General features: G+C 59.8%; 19 protein-coding genes. 13 read left to right on the top strand and 6 right to left on the bottom strand.

Annotated features, from left to right (window positions below; genetic code table 11):
• The first annotated feature begins 77 nt into the window (after positions 1-77).
• The 6 genes from FB593_RS06050 to lpxK all read left to right on the top strand — a co-directional run bounded on the left by FB593_RS06050 (position 78) and on the right by lpxK (position 6,102).
• Positions 78-1,424 (top strand): TldD/PmbA family protein, encoded by a 1,347-nt coding sequence (locus FB593_RS06050; protein ID WP_065658307.1) that lies wholly within the window; start codon positions 78-80, stop codon positions 1,422-1,424.
• A gap of 93 nt (positions 1,425-1,517) precedes the next feature.
• Positions 1,518-2,324 (top strand): 3'(2'),5'-bisphosphate nucleotidase CysQ, encoded by an 807-nt coding sequence (locus FB593_RS06045; RefSeq protein WP_004432172.1) that lies wholly within the window; start codon positions 1,518-1,520, stop codon positions 2,322-2,324.
• 58 nt (positions 2,325-2,382) lie between these two features.
• On the top strand, positions 2,383-2,622 hold the full coding sequence (locus tag FB593_RS06040) for a DUF4170 domain-containing protein (protein WP_019564234.1): 240 nt from the start codon (positions 2,383-2,385) through the stop codon (positions 2,620-2,622).
• Positions 2,623-2,837: 215 nt separating this feature from the next.
• Positions 2,838-4,160, top strand: coding sequence for a lipid IV(A) 3-deoxy-D-manno-octulosonic acid transferase (waaA, locus tag FB593_RS06035; RefSeq protein ID WP_004432170.1), 1,323 nt, complete (start codon positions 2,838-2,840; stop codon positions 4,158-4,160).
• Positions 4,154-4,891, top strand: a complete 738-nt coding sequence (locus FB593_RS06030) for an HAD family hydrolase (protein WP_115064354.1) — start codon at positions 4,154-4,156, stop codon at positions 4,889-4,891. Before waaA ends, FB593_RS06030 begins: the two co-directional genes overlap by 7 nt.
• A 164-nt stretch (positions 4,892-5,055) precedes the next feature.
• Complete coding sequence (gene lpxK / locus FB593_RS06025; RefSeq protein ID WP_145166387.1) at positions 5,056-6,102, top strand: tetraacyldisaccharide 4'-kinase; 1,047 nt, start codon at positions 5,056-5,058, stop codon at positions 6,100-6,102.
• 229 nt (positions 6,103-6,331) lie between these two features.
• On the opposite strand, the gene FB593_RS06020 is transcribed toward lpxK, so the two are convergent.
• Positions 6,332-6,553, bottom strand: a complete 222-nt coding sequence (locus tag FB593_RS06020) for a DUF2093 domain-containing protein (protein WP_003519053.1) — start codon at positions 6,551-6,553, stop codon at positions 6,332-6,334.
• Between the two features lie 150 nt (positions 6,554-6,703).
• Positions 6,704-8,524: a DNA mismatch repair endonuclease MutL gene (mutL, locus tag FB593_RS06015; protein ID WP_145166386.1), complete on the bottom strand. Its 1,821-nt coding sequence runs from the start codon at positions 8,522-8,524 to the stop codon at positions 6,704-6,706.
• A 407-nt stretch (positions 8,525-8,931) separates the two neighbouring features.
• Here mutL and FB593_RS06010 point away from each other — a divergent pair, with 407 nt between their 5' ends.
• Both FB593_RS06010 and FB593_RS06005 read left to right on the top strand, forming a co-directional pair.
• Positions 8,932-10,551, top strand: a complete 1,620-nt coding sequence (locus FB593_RS06010; protein ID WP_162714258.1) for a response regulator — start codon at positions 8,932-8,934, stop codon at positions 10,549-10,551.
• Positions 10,552-10,693: 142 nt separating this feature from the next.
• On the top strand, positions 10,694-12,046 hold the full coding sequence (locus FB593_RS06005) for a putative bifunctional diguanylate cyclase/phosphodiesterase (protein WP_003519050.1): 1,353 nt from the start codon (positions 10,694-10,696) through the stop codon (positions 12,044-12,046).
• A gap of 94 nt (positions 12,047-12,140) precedes the next feature.
• On the opposite strand, the gene FB593_RS06000 is transcribed toward FB593_RS06005, so the two are convergent.
• The 4 genes from FB593_RS06000 to FB593_RS05985 all read right to left on the bottom strand — a co-directional run bounded on the left by FB593_RS06000 (position 12,141) and on the right by FB593_RS05985 (position 15,424).
• A complete protein-coding gene (locus FB593_RS06000; RefSeq protein ID WP_113472836.1) occupies positions 12,141-13,028 on the bottom strand; it encodes an SMP-30/gluconolactonase/LRE family protein in 888 nt (295 codons plus the stop codon).
• A gap of 4 nt (positions 13,029-13,032) precedes the next feature.
• Positions 13,033-13,662, bottom strand: a complete 630-nt coding sequence (locus FB593_RS05995; protein ID WP_113472878.1) for a 2-dehydro-3-deoxy-6-phosphogalactonate aldolase — start codon at positions 13,660-13,662, stop codon at positions 13,033-13,035.
• Positions 13,663-13,739: 77 nt separating this feature from the next.
• Positions 13,740-14,654 carry a 2-dehydro-3-deoxygalactonokinase gene (locus FB593_RS05990; RefSeq protein WP_112289531.1) on the bottom strand — a complete coding sequence of 305 codons (915 nt, stop codon included), beginning with the start codon at positions 14,652-14,654 and terminating at the stop codon, positions 13,740-13,742.
• Positions 14,654-15,424: an SDR family NAD(P)-dependent oxidoreductase gene (locus FB593_RS05985; RefSeq protein ID WP_113472837.1), complete on the bottom strand. Its 771-nt coding sequence runs from the start codon at positions 15,422-15,424 to the stop codon at positions 14,654-14,656. Before FB593_RS05985 ends, FB593_RS05990 begins: the two co-directional genes overlap by 1 nt.
• 84 nt (positions 15,425-15,508) lie before the next feature.
• On the opposite strand from FB593_RS05985, the gene FB593_RS05980 reads away from it, so the two are divergent.
• The 5 genes from FB593_RS05980 (at position 15,509) to corA (ending at position 21,223) form a co-directional block, all read left to right on the top strand.
• Positions 15,509-16,378 (top strand): IclR family transcriptional regulator, encoded by an 870-nt coding sequence (locus FB593_RS05980; protein ID WP_162760770.1) that lies wholly within the window; start codon positions 15,509-15,511, stop codon positions 16,376-16,378.
• A gap of 208 nt (positions 16,379-16,586) precedes the next feature.
• A complete protein-coding gene (locus FB593_RS05975) occupies positions 16,587-17,327 on the top strand; it encodes a helix-turn-helix transcriptional regulator (RefSeq protein ID WP_025592618.1) in 741 nt (246 codons plus the stop codon).
• 78 nt (positions 17,328-17,405) lie between these two features.
• Positions 17,406-18,629, top strand: coding sequence for a CmpA/NrtA family ABC transporter substrate-binding protein (locus FB593_RS05970; protein WP_003519038.1), 1,224 nt, complete (start codon positions 17,406-17,408; stop codon positions 18,627-18,629).
• A gap of 127 nt (positions 18,630-18,756) precedes the next feature.
• Complete coding sequence (locus FB593_RS05965) at positions 18,757-19,908, top strand: Mrp/NBP35 family ATP-binding protein (RefSeq protein ID WP_019564221.1); 1,152 nt, start codon at positions 18,757-18,759, stop codon at positions 19,906-19,908.
• Between the two features lie 337 nt (positions 19,909-20,245).
• Positions 20,246-21,223 carry a magnesium/cobalt transporter CorA gene (gene corA, locus FB593_RS05960; protein WP_013635577.1) on the top strand — a complete coding sequence of 326 codons (978 nt, stop codon included), beginning with the start codon at positions 20,246-20,248 and terminating at the stop codon, positions 21,221-21,223.
• Positions 21,224-21,231: the final 8 nt, after the last annotated feature.

The following is a 21,231-nucleotide window of genomic DNA, read 5'->3' as shown; positions in this document are numbered from 1 at the left end:
CGATGGAGAAAGCGGCGTTTCGCCCTTGATGCGGGGTTGATGGCACAATAAATGGAACAGGAATGAAAGGCCAACTCATGTCCTCAGAAATAGATTCTTCCAAACTTCTCGATCGCGCCAGCGAGCTTGTCGATCTTGCCCGTGCTGCAGGCGCGGATGAGGCGGATGCCGTCGTCGTCCGCTCTCGCTCGCAATCGGTCGGCGTGCGGCTTGGCAAGGTGGAAAGTACCGAATCCTCCGAAAGCGATGATTTTTCGCTTCGCGTTTTCGTCGGGCGGCGGGTGGCGAGCGTTTCGGCCAATCCCGGCTTCGACCTGAAGACCCTGGCGGAACGGGCGGTGGCCATGGCGAAGGTTTCGCCGGAAGACCCCTTCGCCTGCCTGGCAGACAGGGAACGGCTCGCAACCTCCTACGACGATCTCGAGCTTTTCGATGCGACCGAGGTCTCTACAGATCAATTGCGTGAGGCAGCGCTCGCCTCGGAAGAGGCGGCGCTTGCCGTCAAGGGCGTCAGCAATTCCTCCGGTGCTGGCGCATCGAGCGGCATGGGCGGCCTCGTCCTTGCCACCTCGCACGGTTTTTCCGGCAGCTACATGGGCAGCCGTTTCAGCCGTTCCGTCAGTGTCATCGCCGGCGAGGGCACGAAGATGGAGCGCGACTACGATTTCGACAGCCGCCTTTATTACGCCGATCTGGATGCAGCCGAAGAGATCGGCCGCCGCGCCGGCGAAAAAGTCGTGCGGCGGGTCGGCCCGCGTCAGGTCGATACCGGCAGCAATATTACCGTGGTTTTTGATCCCCGCATCGCGCGCGGTTTCGTCGGCGCCATTGCCGGCGCGATCAATGGCGCTTCCGTTGCCCGCAAGACCAGCTTCCTGCGCGACAGGATGGGGCAGCAGGTTCTGAAAAAGGGCCTTTATCTGACGGACGATCCGCAGATCGTTCGTGGCCCCTCGTCGCGTCCTTTCGATGGCGAGGGTGTCCGGGGCGAGAAGATGACGATGATCGAGGACGGGGTGCTGAAGCATTGGTTCCTCTCCACCTCGGCAGCGCGTGAACTCGGCCTTGAAACCAACGGTCGCGGCGTGCGCGGTGGCACTTCGGTATCGCCGTCCTCAACCAATCTTGCGCTGGAGCCAGGCGATATTTCGCCGGAAGATCTGCTGAGGGACGTCGGAACCGGCTTTTACGTCACCGAACTGATTGGCCACGGCGCCAACATGCTCACAGGTGAATATAGCTGCGGTGCGAGCGGCTTCTGGATCGAGAATGGTGAAAAATCCTTCGCGGTTTCCGAGGTAACCATCGCTTCTAACCTGAAGGACATGTTCATGCGTGTCACGCCGGCTAACGATATCGACCGCAAATATGGTGTCGCAGCACCGACACTTGCTATCGAAGGCATGACGATCGCGGGCAAGTGAGGCGACCTGCGGGTTGTTTTCGCCAGCACTTTGTGTGCAAGTGCGAAGGGAAAAACAGGCGCGCCGTATGAGGCGCGCGGAAAAGACGGCAAAATGAACGATATGGCTGAGGCCCGCTGGGCTTCCGATCTGAGGCTGGTCCTCGAAGCCGCACGCAAGGCGGGCGAGACGGCCCTCGGTTTCTTCCGCAAGGACCCCGAGGTCTGGTGGAAGAATGGCGGGCTTTCACCGGTCAGCGCGGCCGATTACGCGGCAAACGAAATTCTCGAAACCATCCTGCGTACCGCCCGGCCGGAATATGGCTGGCTTTCGGAAGAGACGGATGACGATACGACAAGGCTGGCCCGCTCCACCGTCTTCGTCATCGATCCCATCGACGGAACGCGCGCCTTCATCGGTGGGCGGGATACCTGGTGCGTCAGCGTCGCCGTGGTGCATGAGGGCCGACCCGTCGTTGCCGCCCTTGTTGCGCCTGCACTCGCAGAGGAATTCACCGCACTTGAAGGCGGCGAAGCGCTGAAGAATGGCAAGCCGATTTCAGCCGCCCGTGAAAACACCGGCGTTTTCCATCTGGCCGCACCTGAAGACGTGATTACGCATCTGCCGGAAGAGGTGCGCAGCACCGTCAAGCGCATTCCGCATGTGCCCTCGCTCGCCTACCGGCTGGCGATGGTGGCGGATGGCCGCATCGATGGAACGCTGGTCAAGGCGAACTCGCACGAGTGGGATCTGGCCGCCGCAGACCTGATCCTCGAAAGGGCAGGCGGCAGTCTGGTCGGACTTGATGGAAAACCCCTGATGTATAATCGCCGCGAGGTAAACCACCCCGCATTGTGCGCTGCAGCAGAATATGCGCTTCCCGCGCTTTTGAAAGCGTTTTCACATCTGTCCGATGGTTGACGTTTGCCGGGAAATCCCGCAGATGAGGGGCTCTCAGAGCTTAAGAAAGAGACAAGACATGACGGAATCTGGCAAACAGAAACAGCTGCTGCACCTTGTGTTCGGCGGCGAACTGGAAAATCTTCAGGATGTTCAGTTCCGGGATTTGAATGCGCTCGATATCGTCGGCATCTATCCTGACTACGCTTCCGCGCTGACCGCGTGGAGATCCAAGGCGCAGATGACTGTTGATAACGCCCATATGCGTTATTTTATCGTGCATATGCACCGTCTTCTCAATCCCGACGATAAAAATTGAGTCCTTTTGCCCTTGCGTTGTAATACTATTGGGTGAAGGCGAGTTTTCCCGTGATTCCTGCCCGGAATGGCAGGCAGGAAATTCGGTTGCGAGAAAACGTGATCGCGCTTTTGTTTCCGATGATAAAAAATGACGCAATTTGAGAAGAAGTAGGCGGCGATAACAACAAAGAACAGGGGCAGGGCATTGCGCGGAATGATCAAGGGCAGAATGTCATGAGCAGCCGTATCGCACGTTTCGCTCTTTCCGGTTACAGGATTGCCGGTATCGCCGCTTATCCGTTTGCACGGCCTTATCTTTCCTATCGGGCCGCAAAGGGCAAGGAAGACAAGCGCCGCCGTCTAGAACGTTTCGGTTACGCCAGCGCGGAGCGCCCCCGTGGCCCGCTCGTCTGGTTCCATGCCGCAAGTGTCGGCGAAACGCTCGCCCTCATTCCGCTGATCCGCGAAATACGCAAGCGCGATATCTTCGTGCTTCTGACCACCGGCACCGTCACCTCGGCCGAGCTGACCCGTACCCGGCTTGGCGATGATGTGATCCACCAATATGTGCCGCTCGACATCAAGATCGCGGTCAACCGTTTCCTCGCCTACTGGGCACCGGATGCCGCCATCACCGCTGAATCGGAAATCTGGCCGGTGACGATGATGGAGCTGGAGCGCCGGCACATTCCGCAGATCCGGGTCAATGCGCGGCTCTCAGACCGTTCCTTCGACCGCTGGAACAACCGGCACGACATTGCGGAATCGCTGTTCTCCAAGCTGGCGCTGGTGGTTGCGCAATCCGATGTCGATGCTGAACGCTTCCGTGATCTCGGCTCCTGGCCGGTGGTTATATCCGGCAACCTCAAGGGCGATACGGATCCGCCGCCTTGCGACGAAGCTCTGCTCGAGCACTATCGCAGGCAGATCGGCACCCGCAAGACATGGGCGGCGATCTCCACCTTCGACGGTGAAGAGAAGGCAGCAGCCACCGTGCATGCGGCGATCAAGTCGCGCAACGGTCAATTGACCATCATCGTGCCGCGCCACCCCGAGCGCGGCGACGACGTGGAAGCCATGCTGAAGGGCATGGGGTTGACCGTGGCGCGCAGAAGTCGCAACGACGTGATCACGCCGGAAACCGATATCTTCCTCGGGGATTCCATTGGCGAAATGGGGCTTTACCTCAGGCTCACCGAACTTGCCTTCGTCGGCCGTTCGCTGACGGCCGAGGGTGGGCAGAACCCGCTGGAGCCGGCAATGCTGGGCTGCGCCGTACTGTCAGGCGCGCATGTACAGAATTTCCGCGAGGCCTATCAGAAGCTGATCCGCGCAGGCGGCGGGCGCATCGTCCGCGATGTCGAGATGCTGGCCAAGGCGGTGCATTACCTCTTGGTCAACGACAATGAACGCTACAAGATGATCGATGCCGGCAACCGGGTCATTCAGGACATGCGCGGCGCGCTTTCCGCCACCGTCAAGGCGCTGGAGCCCTACATCAACCCGCTCACAGTCACCGCCAAGCTGCAACCGCGGAGTGCCATCGGCTCATGGTAGCGGATATGGAAATTGATGCGACCCAATCGATTGCGGCAGTCCTTTTCGACAAGGACGGTACGCTGTTGGGTTATGACGCAAGCTGGGGGCCGGTGAACCGTGAACTTGCGGCGATTGCCGCCAAGGGCGATCCCGTTCTTGCGGACCAGCTTCTCGCCGCCTGCGGCATGGATCCGGTTACCGGGCATGTGGTGCCCGACAGTCTTTTGGCTGCCGGCAATACGGCGGAGATAGCTGCCGGTCTCGTCGCCGCCGGTTCGCCTTGCGATGTCGTGGAGTTGACTGCGCGGCTCGACCGGCTATTCACTGAAGCAGCGGATAAATCCGTGCCGGTCACCGATCTCAAGGCATTTTTCGCAAGGCTCAAGGCACGCGGCTACAAGCTTGGCATCGCCTCCAGCGACAACGAAAAATCCATCCGCCAGACGGCGATCCGTTTCGGTTTCGAAAGCGATGTCGATTTCGTCGCGGGTTATGACAGCGGTTACGGCACGAAGCCGCAACCCGGCATGGTTCTCGGTTTCTGCGACGCGATTGGTCTTGCGCCTGCACGCGTGGCAGTGGTCGGCGACAATAATCACGATCTGCACATGGCGAGAAATGCCGGCGCAGGATTGCGCATTGCCGTTCTCACCGGAACCGGCTCGCGCGAAAGCCTTGGCGCCGACGCCCATTATTGTTTCGATGATATTACCGCGCTGGAAACCCTGCTTCCGGAACGCGTTGTTTAGGTCATGTCCCCGCAGTGCGCGCCACTTGTCGCACAAGATGGGAAGAGACAAGCTGCGCATGTATAGCCGGGTTTTGCAATTCAGGGTTTTTTCTGGCAAATACCCATGTGACTTATCGAATTTAAGCGCAATGCCGTGGGTGATGCGGCCGGGAGCAGGCATATATGGTTTCTGAAGCGCCGCCTTTCTGGTGGCAGAAAGCAGGCTGGCAAGCCTGGCTGTTATCACCGTTTTCCCTTCTCTACGGCAATATTGCCGGCCGGCGGATGCGCACGGCAAAACGGGCGAGCGTTCCCGTTCCGGTCATCTGCATCGGCAACTTCACCGTAGGTGGTGCAGGAAAGACGCCGACCGCAATGGCAATCGCCCGAGCCGCCACCGCAAAGGGCCTGAAACCCGGCTTCCTGAGCCGTGGTTATGGCGGCACACTTGATGTCACCACCCTCGTCGATCCCGCGCAGCACCGCTCCGCTGATGTCGGCGATGAACCCCTGCTGCTTGCCCGCGAGGCGGTGACGGTCATCTCCCGCAAGCGGGTGGAAGGTGCACATCGGTTGGTGAAGGAGGGCGTGGATCTCATCATCATGGATGATGGCTTCCAGAGCGCACGCCTGACGCTGGATTATGCGTTGGTCGTTATCGATACGATGCGCGGCATCGGCAACGGCCATCTTGTGCCGGGCGGCCCGGTCCGGGCGCCGCTTGCCGAACAGATGCGGCATATGACCGGACTCTTGAAGGTCGGTAACGGCCATGCGGCCGATCCGCTGGTCAGAACCGCGGCAAAGGCCGCCAAACCGGTTTTCGTCGCGGCGATAAAGCCGCAGGAACCGCAGGATTTCAGGGGAAGGCGCGTGCTGGCCTATGCTGGCATCGCCGATCCCGCCAAGTTTTTCCGAACTGTCGAGGAGCTTGGTGGCGAAATCGTGCTGCAGCGCTCCTTTCCTGACCATCACCATTTCAGCGATGACGAGATCGCCGATCTTCTGCAGGACGCGGATAAGGAAAACTTGCAGCTGGTGACAACGGCCAAGGACGCCGTGCGTCTTAACGGGCACCATGGCCGTGCGGAAGAATTGCTGTGGAACAGCCTGGTGATCGAGGTCGACATGGTGTTCGACGATCCCAATGCGGCCACAACGATCATCGAGACGGCGGCGCGGAATTGCCGCGCCCGTTTGCTGCGGGAAAATGCGCGGACGTCAATTTAGAGCATCTCGTAACGCAAGCCGCCGGGCACTCACCCCCTCATTCCTGTGCTTGTCACAGGAATCCAGCCGACGTGTGTCTGCGCGGCCAAAAGACACCTTTCAGCCCAAGGACTTTGGCTGGCTGGATCCCTGTGACAGGCACAGGGATGAGGTTGGAGAGGTAAGCAGCCCTCAGCGCGAAAAGAAGAGTTCTCACACGCGGCCATTTCGGGCGTGCTTCCGCGGCTGATCAGGCGGGCAAATTACCAGCCTTGCGCTCTGCCTCCAGTGAGGCGCTGGCATCCACATAGGCTTCCTGCCGGGCGACGCTCCAGTAGCGCAGCTCGTCGACCGGAATGGTCTTGCCGGTGATGGCGCATATGACATGCGAGCCGGTCTGCACGATCCGGAAGTCACCGTCGAGATATTCGATGACGGCGATGCGGTTTCCGCCTCCCTCAAATCTGTTCATCCGTTTTCGTCTCCTGCTATGTCCTGTCAGTGCATCCAGCCCGAAACGGCGTAGCGTTCTCCTGAACAATCCGGATGCTCCAGTACCTTGAATTTATATCGTTGAGCTACGCCCAAGGCCAGCCCTGCCTGCTGCCCCCGGGGTTAAGGCTCAGCTTCGGCCGAAGAGACGTTCTATATCGGAAAGTTTTAGCTCAATATAGGTCGGACGACCGTGATTGCACTGTCCTGAACCCGGCGTGTTTTCCATCTGCCTTAAAAGCGCGTTCATCTCCTCCGGCCGCATGCGCCGCCCTGAACGCACCGAGCCGTGGCAAGCCATGGTGGCGGCGACATATTCCAGCTTGTTGGCAAGCGTGGAGGCAGCGTCCCATTCAGCGATCTCGTCGGCAAGCTGCCGCACCAGCCCCTGCACGTTGACCTCGCCAAGCATCGCCGGCGTTTCGCGAACCGCGACCGCCCCCGGCCCGAAACGCTCGATGACCAGTCCCAGCGCATCGAAACCAGCCGCATGGTCCATCAGCCGGTCGCAATCCTCTTCGGGAAGGTCGATGATCTCAGGAATGAGCAGCACCTGTGAAGGCGGGCGTCTGGAATGCAGCGCATTGCGCATTTCCTCAAACACCAGCCGTTCATGCGCCGCATGCTGGTCGACGATGACGAGGCCGTCTTCCGTCTGCGCGACGATGTAATTCTGGTGCAACTGCGCCCGCGCGGCGCCGAGCGGATATTGTGACGGTTCGAGCGACGGGCTTGCCGAGGCCTCGTAAACCTCGCGGGGTTCTGCCCGCGCGGTCGGCATGGTGATGTCGGAAAAGCGCGATTGCACGGCCTCGGCAAATTGCATGTTCCCGGAAACGGCAAGCGGTCGGGAAGGCGAGGCCGCGGCGGACCATGTCGCAGCGGCAGACGGTCGGAGATTGGACGGGCTGTAGCCGGGGCGAAAGGCGTTCATCATCTGGCTGGCACCAGTCGTCGCCGCCCTGTCGCCGTCGCGGGTCAGCGCCTGGCGGATCGCACCGACGATCAGCCCGCGAACCAGGCCGGGATCGCGGAAGCGCACATCTGATTTCGCCGGATGCACGTTCACGTCGACGAAGGCGGGATCGAGGGTCAGGGACAGCACCGCGACCGGATATCGCCCGTGCGGCACGGTTTCCGCATAGGCACCGCGAATGGCGGACAACAGCAATTTGTCCTGCACCGGGCGACCGTTGACGAAGACATATTGATGCGCCGAGTTGCCGCGGTTGAAGGTCGGCACGCCGGCAAAACCGGAGAGCGTTACATCCTCGCGCCCGGCATCGATTTCGATGGCGTTGTCCTTGAACTCGGCACCGAGAATCTGCGCCATGCGGGCAAGATGATCGTCGCCGGTGGAGGGGATTTCAAGCGTGGAGCGGTCGGTGCCTGACAGCACGAAGCGGATGTGCGGAAAGGCAATTGCCATCCGCTTGACGACTTCGGTAATGGCGGCTGCCTCCGCTCGCTCCGTCTTCAGGAATTTCAGCCGTGCGGGAGTCGCGAAAAACAGGTCGCGCACCTCGACGATGGTGCCGGCATTGGCAGCGGCGGGCCGGACCTCGGAGACTTTGCCGCCGTTGACGGAGATCACCGAACCCTGTTCTGCGCCGTGTTGCCGGCTGGTGATGGAAAGCTTGGCAACCGAGCCGATGGAGGGCAGGGCCTCGCCGCGAAAGCCAAGCGTGCGGATATCGTCAAGCGTGGTGGATATTTTCGAGGTGCAATGGCGTCGGACCGCAAGCTCCAGATCGGCAGGCGACATGCCGGAGCCGTTATCGGTGATGCGCACCAGTCCCTTGCCGCCGCCTGCCGTGGCGATTTCGATGCGCGTTGCGCCCGCGTCGATGGCGTTTTCCACCAGCTCCTTCGTGGCGCTGGAGGGTCTTTCGATGACCTCGCCGGCGGCGATCTGGTTGATGAGGGTTTCTGAAAGCTGCTTGATGGCCATGATCATCATTTTCGCGGATTCGTCACGGCTTCGAAAGCAAAAAACTCAAGTCGTGAAAGTTTGCACATGTTTTGCGGCCTGCCCGGCGTTTGATCATTTCCGTTCAACGTCAGGTTAAGCGTTAATCCGCCTTTAATCGGCCTTGCATATGGTGAGGCGGCTTGAAATGACTGCAGGAACGAGGCCCCCCTTCGCCGGGTGGTGTGACGTCGTATATGGGTGAACGTCATCTTCCCCTCAAGACTGCTTCAAGTAGCGAACCCTGATGTCTCTTTTGCGGAATTTACCGTTTCATCCCGGCATTTGCCTCGGACGATTCCAATAGAAACATAAGCCTGACCCTGAAAACAGGTGGGAGTTTGCAGTTGAGTGATTTGGCGTCCTCCGGCGCGGGCGTTCATACGGTGATGCTTGATGCCCTTTGCGACGCGCTTGGCGCGGCGATCGTCGTTTACGACCGGAACGATCACATCGTTTTCGCAAGCCGGAAGCTTTTGAGTTTTTTTCCACTGCAAGAGGCCGTTATCGGGCCGGGCGCGCGGCTGCGCGACTATCTGAGCGCGCTTTACGATTGTTATCTTCTGGAAGCGGAAAGCCTGTCCGCCAATGCCCGGCAGCTGGGACGTGAGGAATGGATTGGCGAGCGGCTGGCGCTGCACTGGAAGGAAAGGTCTGAAAAAACCGAGCGGCTGAAGGGGGAGCGCTTCCTGCGCTTCGTCATGAACCGCCTGCCTTCCGGGCTGGGCATCAGCGTCGTTGCCGATATTTCCGAACAGAAGAAAAGAGAAGAACAGTGGCGCATCGACCTCGAACGCGTGCAACTGATCGAAGACATTCTCGACAATCTGCCGTTTCCGGTCCTCGTCAAGGACCGGAACCTCGCCTATGTCGCCGTAAATAAAGCCGCCTGCACCATGGTCGAGACCAGTGCAGAGAGCATTCTCGGCCGCACGGTTTTCGACCTGCATTCGCGCCAGGTCGCAGGCCGGATCGACGCTGCCGATCGCATGGTGCTGGACAGCGGAACGCCGAGCATCCTTCCCGAAAGGGTGAGGCGCGCGAATGGTGAAGAGGTGCTGACGATTACCCGCAAGCAGCGGGTGGGTCGGCCTGGCCGGCATTTTCTGGTCACGACGATGGAGGACGTGACCGCGCTCGCCACCATCGACGCGAACGGCATGCCCGTCATCCCCTCGCTCGAACATGTCGATTTCGTCGCCTCCACCTATGGCAAGGATGAAGATCGCGATTCCGCAGGCGGTCTGCTGAAAAGCAAGGCAGTGCTGGTGGTTTCCGGAAACGGGCGCTTTGCCGAAGCCGCCTGCCACCGGCTGGCCGCGAGCGGCATGGATCATGCCGTGGTGAGGAGCGAGGAAGAACAGCGTAGTTTCATCGATATCGCCGCTTCCGCAGGCGTCGGCATCGATGTCGTCGTCGTCGACGCCCAGATGAGCGTCACATGCCTCGATATCGCGGCCGCGCATGACCTGCCGGTCGTCACCATCGAGGAAGAGGAGATCGATGCTTCGCTGCTGCATTATCTCGCCGTCGGCCTCAAATCTTCTCCGAAGGAAAAGTCCTCCGACGAGGACTGGGAGATCATGACCGAAGACCTGCCCAAAATCCTCAAGACCGGCGGCGTCTGCGAGATACTTCTCGTTGAGGACAACAGGGTCAACCAGATCGTCTTCTCACAAATCCTTGAGGGATTGGGGCTGTCGTGGCGGCTTGCCACGTCGGGTGAGGAGGCGTTGCGTCTTTTTGAGAAACAGGCACCGTCCGTCGTCCTGCTCGACACCACGCTTGGCGATATCGACGGTTTTGAGGTCGCCCGCCGTATGCGTGCACTGGCCGGCGACGAGCGCATTCCCATCGTCGGCGTCATCACCCACGCTTTCGAGGGCGATCTCGACAAATGCCTGGCGGCGGGCATGGAAGACATGCTGCTGAAACCCGTCAGTCCCGATATGGTCGATGCCGTTTTTCTGCGCCTTTTCGGCAAGGATGCCCTGCGGCTGCAAGCCTGAAGCTCCTCCATTTCGGCTTTTTGTGTTCGAGCCGCTGGCATTGCGGAGACGCCGCCGCATTTTCGGTGCGCGGTTCTATGGCTTTTTTAATACTTGCCCTGCATTGTGATCGCGGTCGACACGGGATTCACGAGATGCAGAAATGAAACGGGCAGAGCCGCAGGCGTTGCACGTCAGCCAGAACGAGCTGCAGGCGATGGCTTACAGCGATCCGCTGACGGGGCTTGGCAATCGTTACCGTTTGCGGGACAAGATCCGCATGCTCGCCAGCGAGCGTTCCAGCGATCCCGCGCCCTTCACCGTCGGCATTGCGAATATTGACGGCTTCAAACCCATCAACGATCTTTTCGGCGTGCAGGCGGGCGACGAGATTTTGTGCCAGGTCGCGCATCGGCTGAAGGCTTGCATTCCCGATGGCGCCGCCGTGACGCGCCATGATGGCGACGAGTTCGCCTTCGTGCTGCCGCTGGTATTCGAACGCACCGGCGCAGAGCGCATAGGCAACATGATCAAGGACGTGCTTTCTGCGCCTTACGATCTCGGCGACCGCAACGTCCGGCTTTCCTCCTCCTTCGGTTTTGCCATCTATCCCTTCGCCGGCGATGATTTCGAGGATTTGCTGAAAAGCGCCGAGACTGCGCTTTACCGCTCCAAGCGCCGTGGCCGTGGCCAGATAACGGTCTATTCGCGCGAGATTGCGCAGGAAATGAAGCGCGCCACCCAGCTGGAACAGGCGTTGCGTAACGCCATCATCACCGATGCGATCGACGTGCATTTCCAGCCCATCGTCAGGCTGGAAGAAGCGAAGGTCATCGGTTTCGAGGCACTCGCCCGCTGGAATGACCCCGATCTCGGTTTCGTGTCGCCCGCCGTTTTCGTGCCGCTGGCCGAAGAACGCGGTTTCATCGACGCGCTGTCGGAAGCGCTGCTGAGGAAGGCGGCGGAAGCGGCGCTGTTCTGGCCGCGAGAGCTTTTCCTGTCCTTCAACCTGTCGTCCGCGCAATTGATGGATCCCGGCACAGCGGATAATATTCTGTCCATCCTGTCGCGTGTCGGCCTTGATCCGCACCGGCTGGAGCTTGAAATCACCGAAACCGCTGTCATGACATCCGCCGATACCGCGCAGCGCATCATCAGCGAATTGCAGGGTGCGGGTGTTCGTATCTCTCTTGACGATTTCGGCACCGGCCAGTCGAGCCTTGGCCGCCTGCGCGACTTCACCTTCGACAAGGTCAAGATCGACCGCGCCTTTGTCTCCCGCATCAGCAGCGACCGTCCTTCGGAACATATCATCAAGGCCATCGTCGCCATGTGCGAAGGGCTTGATCTCGAGGTCGTCGCGGAGGGTATCGAGGAACAGGCGGAAGAGGAAAAACTGCGCGCGCTCGGCTGCGCTATGGGGCAGGGCTATTTTTACGGCCGCCCCGCCGATGCCGCCGCCACGCAGCGTTACCTTCACGAAAACTATCGCGAGATCCTGTCGGATATCCCTTGAGAAATGGAGTGGCCTTGCACATAAGGCTGTAGGGACCTCCCCAACCTCATCCCTGTGACGAGCACAGGAATGAGAAGGCGGCACGCGCCGCGCTTCACAACCGGTAGAGCGGCTCGAACCTGCCCTTCACCTCAATCCCGAGCTCGAATGTCTTTCCGTGCTGCGGATTGGCGGCAATGGCGTCGTCGTCAAGATTTTCGCGGGCGGATGTGACGAGAAGGCGCGACGCATCGGGGCCGATGAAGGCCGGGCAGGTGGTCTGTCCCGCTGGCACCAGATAGCGTTCGATGTGGTTGCCGTCGGCATCGTAACGATCGACCGCACCCATGCCCCAGCGGGCGTTCCAGATATGTCCTTCCGCATCGCAGACCGATCCGTCTACGCCACCGTCGATGCCGGCGGTGTCAATGAACACCTCTGCCTTGCCGGTGGGAAGTCCCGTCTCGGCATCGAGAGGCACCTTCATCAGCTGGTTGACCTTGGTGTCGACGTAATATCCGGTCGCGCCATCGGGCGAAAAGCAGATCGAATTTGGAATGCTGACATCGGCAAACAGCTTGGTCACGGTTCCCCTGGCAACATGGTAGATGCTGCCCGCGCCGATTTGCGCCTTGCGGCCCATGGTGCCGATCCACAGCGCGCCCGAGGGATGCATACGCCCGTCATTGGAGCGGTTGTCGGGCATGTCATTTTCAAGCTCCGCATGCAGCGTCAACACGCCGGTTGCCGTATCGCGAAGGAAAAGGCCGTCATCGGAGGCGATCAATTGCTTGTGGTCGCTGATTTTCGCCAGTGCGCTGCCCATGAAGGGCAGGGCGTGCACCGTTTTGCGGCCGGAAGCGAGATGCAATTCATGCAGTTCGCGCCCGATGATATTGAACCACCAGGCCGTGCCGGTCGCCGGGTCGAAAGTCGGGCCTTCGCCAAGCGTCATCGGCGTTTCGTCAAGAACACGTCCGGCAAAGGGAAAAACGGTCGCCATGCTTTTATCCTCCAATTGCTGCATCATAGGCCGAAAGCGTGACGATGGCGCGCTCGCGCACTTCCGCAGCCTTCATGCCGGGCTTGTAGAGACTGGTGCCAAGCCCGAAAGCGAGGATGCCGGCGTTGGTATAGTCGGCGAAATTCTTGTCCGAGACGCCACCAACGGCGGCAATGACCAGATCCTTCGGCAGGATCGTCCGGATCGCATTGATGCCGGACGGGCCGATGATGCTGGCGGGAAAGAACTTCAGCCCGGTTGCTCCGGCTTTTGCGGCAACCAAAGCCTCGGTCGGAGTCAGAACGCCCGGCATCGTCACCATGCCCTTGACGCGCGCGGCGGTGATGACGTCGGCATCGGCGTTGGGGCTGACCATCAGCTTGCCACCGGCGGCGTCCAGCGCATCCACGTCTTCCGTGCTGAGCACGGTGCCGGCGCCGATCAGGCAATCGGCGGGCGCCATCTTCGCGGCGATCTCGATCGAGCGGAACGGATCGGGCGAATTGAGCGGGATTTCGATGGCGCGGAAGCCCGTCTCGATCAGCGCGCCGACGACGCCTTCGGTTTCCTCGGGTTTAAGGCCGCGCAGGATGGCGATCAGCGGATATTTCATGGCGGGGAAGGGGATACGCATGGTGGGTCTTTCGTCCTTGAGCGGGATGGCGAAAAGCGTGAGCGGTTTTCGCCTGGAATTCCGCTCCACTGAATAATCTATGACCAGATGGCATTTGCGGCGGCTAACAACCCGCGCCGAACGGCCTCGTCTGCGTCGATGACAGTATATTGAATCTCAAGGGCTGCGAATGCACCCTCGTAAAGCGCACCGAGCGCGCCAGAGCCGATCAGCACCACCGGCGTGTCCCGCCGTACGGAGGAATGCGCACCGGCGATTTCCAGTCCGATCATGATGCCGGAAAGCTTGGCCTTGGCGTCTGTCGCGGTGAGGCCGTGCAGCAATTGTCCGGAGCGCAGGGTGAACAGACGGTTGGTGGCGAGCTGCGGATTGGCATAGACGTCACGCACCGCCGCCCTGAATACCTCGTGCTCGCCGGTAAAGGCTTCGGCTTCCGACACCGCATGGGAAAGGATGGTCTGTTTCGAGATGACCTCGAACAGCTCACCGGTCATGAAGGTGGCAAAGCCCGTCACGTCGCTGCCATCCACCGTTACCCATTTGGAATGGGTGCCGGGCATGCAGACCAGCTTCCTGCCGCCACCGGCGGAGCTGAGTGCACCGAGCAATTGCGTTTCTTCGCCACGCATCACATCAGGTGCGTTTTTGTCCCGCTGCGCCAACCCCGGCAGAATGCGGACATCCCGCTCCTGACCCGGCACGCGCACCGCACCATCGAGAACCGCTGAAAGCGATGCAGGCACGTCGATATAACCGGCCTCCACCCAGCCCTGCCGCGCACCCGCCATGCCGCAGATAAGAACCGGCAGTTTTTCCGGTGCGCCGATGGCACCGAGATGCGATTGCAGCACCTCTGTAAAGCCGGTCCGCATGGCCGTCGTCATGCCTTCAGCACTTCTGCGCTCAGCCAGCACCGCGCCGGACCGGCTGAGCAGCCAGAGCCGGAAACTGGTCGTGCCCCAGTCGACGGCGATAAAAGCGGGTTCAGACATTATAACAGGCCTCCGTCTACGATTATGGATTGCGCGGTGATCGCGCTCGATGCCGATGATGCGAGAAACAGGCACGGACCCACCAGATCGGCGGCGACAAGCGTGCGCTTGAGACATTGCCGTGCCGTGGTCGAGGTGACGTCGTCGTCCGTCAGCCACAATTCTTTCTGCCGTTCCGTCACGATCATGCCCGGCAGCAGCGTGTTGACGCGGATATTTTCCGGCCCCAACCGTCCGGCCAGGCTTTTCGTCAGGCCGATGATGCCGGCCTTGGCTGCCGCATAAGAAGGAAGCTCGCCCATGTTCAGCAGAAATGAAATCGAGGAGAAATTGATGATGGCTGCGTCCTGCGCCTGCCGCAGATGTGGCAAGGCGGCCTGAACCGTGAAGAACATCTGCTTGAGATTGACGGCCTGATTGGCATCCCAATAGGCTTCTGTGACGGTATCGATGTCGTGGCGGTCGTCCCATGCGGCATTGTTGACGAGCACCTTGATGCCGCCGGTTGCAGCTGCTGCCGCCTCCACGCTCTGCCGGGTCGCCGCAATATCGCGCAGGTCGGTCTTGAAGAAATGGACCGGATGGCGTGCGGCATGAGCAAGCCGCGCAACGAGCGCCACACTCGGCTCTTCGGCGATGTCGATGAACGCGACCCTTGCGTCCTGCGCCGCAAAGGCCTCTACCAGCGATGCCCCGATGCCGGAGCCGCCGCCGGTGACGAGCACGCCCGCGTCCTTGAGGTCAGGGAAATGGGCTTGCATCATCGGCATCGTCTCGTCCAGTGAGGGGCTTGATTGTTCCATTATTTGGAACTAGATTTTACTAAATGGAATTATTCTCTTGGCCGCAGACTTATGTCAAGACAGATGACGGTGGATGTTGCCATGCCCGATCACAAAAACCCAAATGACAGCGAGCATGAGGTGGTTCCTGCCTTGGAGCGAAAAAAGGAAAGCGTAACCGGCACGCTTGGTAAGGCTGTCTCGCTTCTGGAGCTTATCGCCCTTGCCGAAAAACCGATGCGCTTCACCGACGTTGTCGAGGCTTGCGGCCAGCCGCGCGGCACGGTGCACCGCCAGCTCGCCCATCTCGTGGCCGAAGGTCTGGTCGATCATGTCGCCGACCAAACCTATGTCGTGGGTCTGAGGCTGCTGCAACTGGCCGCCAAGGCCTGGAGCAGCAATGATCTGCGCAGCGTTGCCGCGCCGCATCTGGCGGCATTGCAGGAGGCGACGCAGGAATCCGTGCATCTTGCCGTTCTGAACGGCGGGCAAGTCACCTATCTGGACAAGATGGAGGGCAAGCATACTTTGCGCATGCATTCGCAGGTGGGCAAGACATCACCCGCCTATTGCACAGGGGTGGGCAAGGCCGCGCTGTCAATGCTCTCCCCTGATGATCTCGCTGCACTTGCCGCAGAGCTGGACTTCCACCGCTTCACGCAAAATACGATCGTAACCCCGCAAATGCTGGCGCAGGATGTGGCCGCCATTCGCAGCAATGGCTACGGTTTCGACCTTCAGGAGCATGAGATCGGCATTCACTGCGTTGCCGCGCCGGTAAGGGCGCCGGGGCGCAATTTTCTCGCGGCGATTTCCGTCACCGGCCCAGCCTATCGCGTGGATGTGGAGCAACTGCGGAAATGGGGTCCTTTGGTGCGCGAAACGGCCGATCAAATTTCGGCGGAACTTGCCTGCAGATTATCTCCGGTTGCGAATGGTTGAGAAAAATGGATGCGTGAAGCTTTTGGTTTCCGCTTGAAAAACGGCAGATCGCGCGGCGATGCGTGTAAGTGAAATCTTATTTTCGATTATTCGGAATTAAGTTTCAACTTTTGTTTGCATGAATCATTTTGGCGAGTAACATCCGCGCAATTTCCGCACGAAGGCAGGCCTTTGCGGCGGTATTTTCTCTTTTTTGAAGAACCGCTTCATGCAGAAAACAGAGACGGCCGCCGTTCAGTCGATTGGTGTTGATTGCGTTCGCGAGATCGCCGGTCTCAACACGCAATTTGATATATTCCGGTTTTTGAAACGGCTGACGGAAGCCTGGGGATTCAAGGCCTTCATGGTGCTTGACCTGTCGGCCGAAATGGCGAGCGAATTGTCGCAATGCACCATCATCACCAGCTGGCCGGCCGAGCTTTTGCAGCGTTATGATGAAGAGGGCATGCTGCAGAGAAGCCGGGTTATGGCGCAGTTGAAGAAATCGACCACACCCTTTTCCGTCTCCCTGGATTTTCTGGTTAGCGGCGACGAAAACGCGCCGAAGAAACCGGTCATCGGACTTTTTGAGCGGTTCGATATGATCAATTCGGTGTGGTTTCCCGTTCACGACATCACCACGATGCGGGGAGCGGTGTCCTTTTCCGGTAACAAAACGACTTTGCCCACCAGCCAGCTAGCGGAACTTTTTTACATTTCCAGCCACATCTTTGCCCGGCTATCTGAAATCCGCCGCCTTGATCTGCGGGTTCCCGAGACATTGAACGAGCGCGAGATAGATTGTCTGAACTGGACGGCCGCCGGCAAGACCAGCGCCGAGATCGCTGAAATCATGATGCTCTCGGAACATACCATCAATCACTACCTGAACCGTGCGACGAAAAAACTCGATACTGTCAACCGCACCCAAGCCGTCGCAAAGGCGCTCCGTGTCGGTCTGATTAAATAGCGAAACCGCAAATTTATCATTGTGATAAATGGGTTCCTGGGCGATCCTTCTTTCGAATCACCGGGAAGGAGAAATCGTTTGCCGGAACGGCATAGGATAAAAGCGGGGTTTTCTCCGACTGTCGATTGCGCCGTACTGATAGCCGCTGCCGAAAAAGGCTTTGCTGCCGACGAAGGCGTAGAACTGGAACTCATCCGAAAACAATCCGCGCGCGCTGTGCTTGCAGCACTTGGCGAGGACGAGGTTCAGATCGCCCATTTGCCTGCCGCGGTTCCCGTCGGTTCCGCGGTTGGCCTCGATGACCTGCCGGCCGATATTGTCGGCGTCTTCACTCTTTCCCTTGGCGGATCGGCAACGACCGTTTCGCACGGATTTTTCGACGAGCTTTACCGGGAGGGCATGAAGCTGCCGGACCCGGCCGCGTTCGGGCGGGCGATGGCCCGTGTCTGTTCCGCGCGCCGGGCGGCGGGTGAAAAACCGCCGGTCTTTGCGATCGAGGATATCGTGTCCACGCCGTTTTATGCGTTGCGTTATCTGCTCGGAAGCTGCGGTGTGCTGCTCGGCCGCGACATGGAAATCGTCGAAGCCCTGCCGAAGGCTATGCCGGCACTTTTGGAAAGCGGCAAGGTCGATGCGCTCTGTACCGCCGAACCGGCGGGCAGCGCTGTGGTGCTGGGTGGCGGCGGGCGGATCGTCACCACGGGAGCGCTGATCTGGCACAATGCGCCTGAAAAGATACTGGCCGTGAAGCGGCCCTGGGCGGAAGAGAACGCCACTGTGCTGGAAGGCTTGCTGCGTTCGCTCTATCGCGCCGGCGAATGGTGCGCCAACTCCGCCAATATCGAGGAACTTACCGGCATTCTTGCCGCCCCCCATTATATTGACGAGAACGGCGAATTCCTGCTTCCGGCGCTGACGGGCTATATTTCCACTTCGCAAAGGGACATGCAGCGTTTTCAGGAGTTTTTCGTAACAAGCGCCAAGGCCGCCAATTTCCCCTGGCAAAGCCAGGCGCTGTGGTTCTTCAGCCAGATGTTGCGCTGGGGCGAGGTGCCCCCCGATCGCCGGTTCGATGCAGCCGTGGTGGAGGCCGCGCGCAATGCCTATCGGCCGGATATCTTCCGCAAGGCGATGAAGCCGCTTTTCGTGCCGGTGCCGGGCGCGAACCTGAAGCTGGAAGGCACGTTGCGGGAGCCGGTCCATGTCGGGGCGTCACGCTCGGGTCTTGTCCTCGGCCCCGACTGTTTTTTCGATGGTCGGGTTTTCGATCCGGAAACGCTTGATATGGACGACGAAATCTGAAGTCTGCGAATAAACCGTCGCGATGATCCGCTGTTTGCGGTTTGGCATTGGCGAACGGGCCGCGTTTGTCTATGGATGGCGCGGAATGCAGCCCATATCCGGCGGGATGATGTAGCGGAGTAAACATATGGCAGAGGTCAGCAAGCACCAGGTCGAAACGGCTTTGGAGGCAGTCATCTATCCGGGCAGCGGCAAAAGCATTGTGGCGCTTGGCATGGTCTCGGAAATCTTCATCGCCGACGCGAAAGCCTATTTCTCTATTACCGTCCCGGCCGACAGGGCAGCCGACATGGAGCCGTTGAGGCTTTCGGCTGAACAGGCCGCCAAGGGCGTTCCGGGTATCGCCGGTGCTGTCGTCGCGCTGACGGCGGATCGCAAACCCGGCACACAACAACCCGCACCAGCGCGCCCGGCACCGGCACCTGCGCGCCCTGCGGCTGCAACCGGCCGCCCGCCCGCGCAGCCCGGCTCGTCGAAGGTCGGCGTTCCCGGCGTCGGCGCGATCATCGCGGTTGCCTCGGGCAAGGGCGGGGTCGGCAAGTCCACGACCGCCGTCAACCTGGCGCTGGGCCTACAGGCGCTGGGCCTCAAGGTTGGCATGCTCGACGCCGACATTTACGGCCCCTCGCTGCCACGACTGCTGAAGATTTCAGGACGCCCGCAGCAGCAGGAAGACCGCATCATCATCCCCATGGAAAATTACGGACTGAAGGTCATGTCCATGGGATTTCTGGTGGATGAGGAAGCGGCGATGATCTGGCGCGGGCCGATGGTTCAGTCCGCATTGATGCAGATGTTGCGTGAAGTCGCCTGGGGTGAACTCGATGTGCTGGTGCTCGACATGCCGCCTGGCACCGGCGACGCGCAACTCACCATCGCCCAGCAGGTGCCGCTCGCCGGCGCCGTCATCGTCTCCACGCCGCAGGATCTGGCGCTGATCGACGCGCGCAAGGGCATCACCATGTTCCGCAAGGTGGAAGTGCCGCTGCTCGGCGTCGTCGAGAATATGAGCTACTTCATCGCACCGGATACCGGCGCGCGTTATGATATTTTCGGCCATGGCGGTGCCAAGGCAGAGGCTGAGCGGATTGGCGTGCCGTTCCTCGGCGAAGTGCCGCTCACCATTTCCATCCGTGAAATGTCTGATGCCGGAACGCCGGTGGTTGCCGCCGAGCCGGATGGTCCGCAGGCCGCCATCTACCGCGATATTGCGGAAAAAGTCTGGGCCCGCATCGGTGCGGGCGAAAGAAAAGCCGCCCCGAAAATCGTTTTCGAATAACGTACCGGTTAAGGAAGAAAAAAGGCCGGACGGTTGTCCTGCCTGGATATATTTTAGAAACAATATGTTAACTGGTGGCTTCGGGAAAGGCCGATGCATTTGAACGCTAGAGATGCATCGCCTGCAATGCTGTCGCGAGAAAATATTGCTTGATTGGGTCTCGCTTTGGGAGCATAGCCCTGCGCCGTTTGGTTCTTGGTCCGTCAGTCCGGCGGGATGTGAAAATCCCGCTCGTTCCGGTGTTCCCTGAAGTGTCGTCCAAAGGTTTGCCGACCTTGAACAGGATATGTTAAGCAGCATTGCGGCTGAAGCCAGCGATGCGGACCGGAGAAACGGATTGATAAAAGCCTATCGCGCCAACTGCGAGGCGATCAGCCTGTCGCCAGACGACGGCCGTGAACAGATTCCCGACGATATCGTCTGGATCGACCTTATCAATCCGACGAGGACGGAAGAGCAGTATGTTGAAAAACTGCTGGGGCTAGAGCTGCCCACCCGCGAGGATTTGAAGGATATCGAACCTTCCAGCCGCCTTTACATGGAAGATGGCAACGTCTTCATGACCGCCTCTCTGGTTTGGAAGGCAGATTCCGACGGTCCGCGCCTAACAGATGTCGCCTTTATTCTTGCCGGCAAGCGCCTTGTGACGATCCGTTATGCCGAGCCGAAATCATTCCACCTCTTCACCGCCGCCATCACCCGCGTGCCGCACGAGATGCGCAGCGGCACCGCGCTGTTGCTGAAACTGCTGGAAACCATCGTCGATCGCACGGCGGAAATTCTCGAAAACTCGGTGGCAGGCATCGACAATCTCGCCGCCGATCTTCTCGGCAGCCAGGCGCGCAGCAAGCGCAAGGCACCGCGTTATCTGGAAGACCGACTGACGAACATTGCCGCCTATCACCGGCTGATCTCCAAGGTTCGCGACAGCCTTGCTTCCCTTGCACGCCTGCAGACTTTCCTGTCCACAAGTGCGCAGGTCCAGCAGGACAAGGACGCGAGGGAACAGAGCAAATCGATCGGTCGGGATATCCAGTCGTTGAGCGAACATGCCTCCTTCGTTTCCGGCAATCTGACATTCCTGCTGGACGCTTCTCTCGGCATCATCAACATCGAGCAGAACGGCATCATCAAGATCTTCTCGATCGCGTCGGTCGTGTTCCTGCCGCCCACTCTGGTGGCGTCGGTTTACGGAATGAACTTTCAGCTCATGCCGGAGTTGAACTGGACGTTTGGCTATCCACTCGCGCTCGTCGTCATGCTGATGTCGGCAATCATCCCGTTTCTCTTTTTCCGTTGGAAGGGCTGGCTCTAAGGAGCCAG

The sequence above is a fragment of the Rhizobium sp. SJZ105 genome (assembly GCF_007828365.1).
Lineage (GTDB): Bacteria > Pseudomonadota > Alphaproteobacteria > Rhizobiales > Rhizobiaceae > Agrobacterium > Agrobacterium tumefaciens.
The sequence above is the reverse complement of the archived record's forward strand: the minus strand, read 5'-3'. Positions and strand labels throughout refer to the sequence as shown.

Coding starts and splice junctions, on each gene's coding strand:
- FB593_RS06010 (WP_162714258.1), top strand. CDS start 8,932: ATGCTTGATGCCCTTTGCGACGCGCTTGGCGCGGCGATCGTCGTTTAC.
- FB593_RS05975 (WP_025592618.1), top strand. CDS start 16,587: ATGCAGAAAACAGAGACGGCCGCCGTTCAGTCGATTGGTGTTGATTGC.
- FB593_RS05995 (WP_113472878.1), bottom strand. CDS start 13,662: ATGCGTATCCCCTTCCCCGCCATGAAATATCCGCTGATCGCCATCCTG.
- FB593_RS06000 (WP_113472836.1), bottom strand. CDS start 13,028: ATGGCGACCGTTTTTCCCTTTGCCGGACGTGTTCTTGACGAAACGCCG.
- FB593_RS06005 (WP_003519050.1), top strand. CDS start 10,694: ATGAAACGGGCAGAGCCGCAGGCGTTGCACGTCAGCCAGAACGAGCTG.
- waaA (WP_004432170.1), top strand. CDS start 2,838: ATGAGCAGCCGTATCGCACGTTTCGCTCTTTCCGGTTACAGGATTGCC.
- FB593_RS06045 (WP_004432172.1), top strand. CDS start 1,518: ATGAACGATATGGCTGAGGCCCGCTGGGCTTCCGATCTGAGGCTGGTC.
- FB593_RS06050 (WP_065658307.1), top strand. CDS start 78: ATGTCCTCAGAAATAGATTCTTCCAAACTTCTCGATCGCGCCAGCGAG.
- FB593_RS06040 (WP_019564234.1), top strand. CDS start 2,383: ATGACGGAATCTGGCAAACAGAAACAGCTGCTGCACCTTGTGTTCGGC.
- FB593_RS05990 (WP_112289531.1), bottom strand. CDS start 14,654: ATGTCTGAACCCGCTTTTATCGCCGTCGACTGGGGCACGACCAGTTTC.
- FB593_RS05965 (WP_019564221.1), top strand. CDS start 18,757: ATGGCAGAGGTCAGCAAGCACCAGGTCGAAACGGCTTTGGAGGCAGTC.
- mutL (WP_145166386.1), bottom strand. CDS start 8,524: ATGGCCATCAAGCAGCTTTCAGAAACCCTCATCAACCAGATCGCCGCC.
- FB593_RS05980 (WP_162760770.1), top strand. CDS start 15,509: ATGTCAAGACAGATGACGGTGGATGTTGCCATGCCCGATCACAAAAAC.
- FB593_RS06030 (WP_115064354.1), top strand. CDS start 4,154: ATGGTAGCGGATATGGAAATTGATGCGACCCAATCGATTGCGGCAGTC.
- FB593_RS05985 (WP_113472837.1), bottom strand. CDS start 15,424: ATGCCGATGATGCAAGCCCATTTCCCTGACCTCAAGGACGCGGGCGTG.
- FB593_RS06020 (WP_003519053.1), bottom strand. CDS start 6,553: ATGAACAGATTTGAGGGAGGCGGAAACCGCATCGCCGTCATCGAATAT.
- lpxK (WP_145166387.1), top strand. CDS start 5,056: ATGGTTTCTGAAGCGCCGCCTTTCTGGTGGCAGAAAGCAGGCTGGCAA.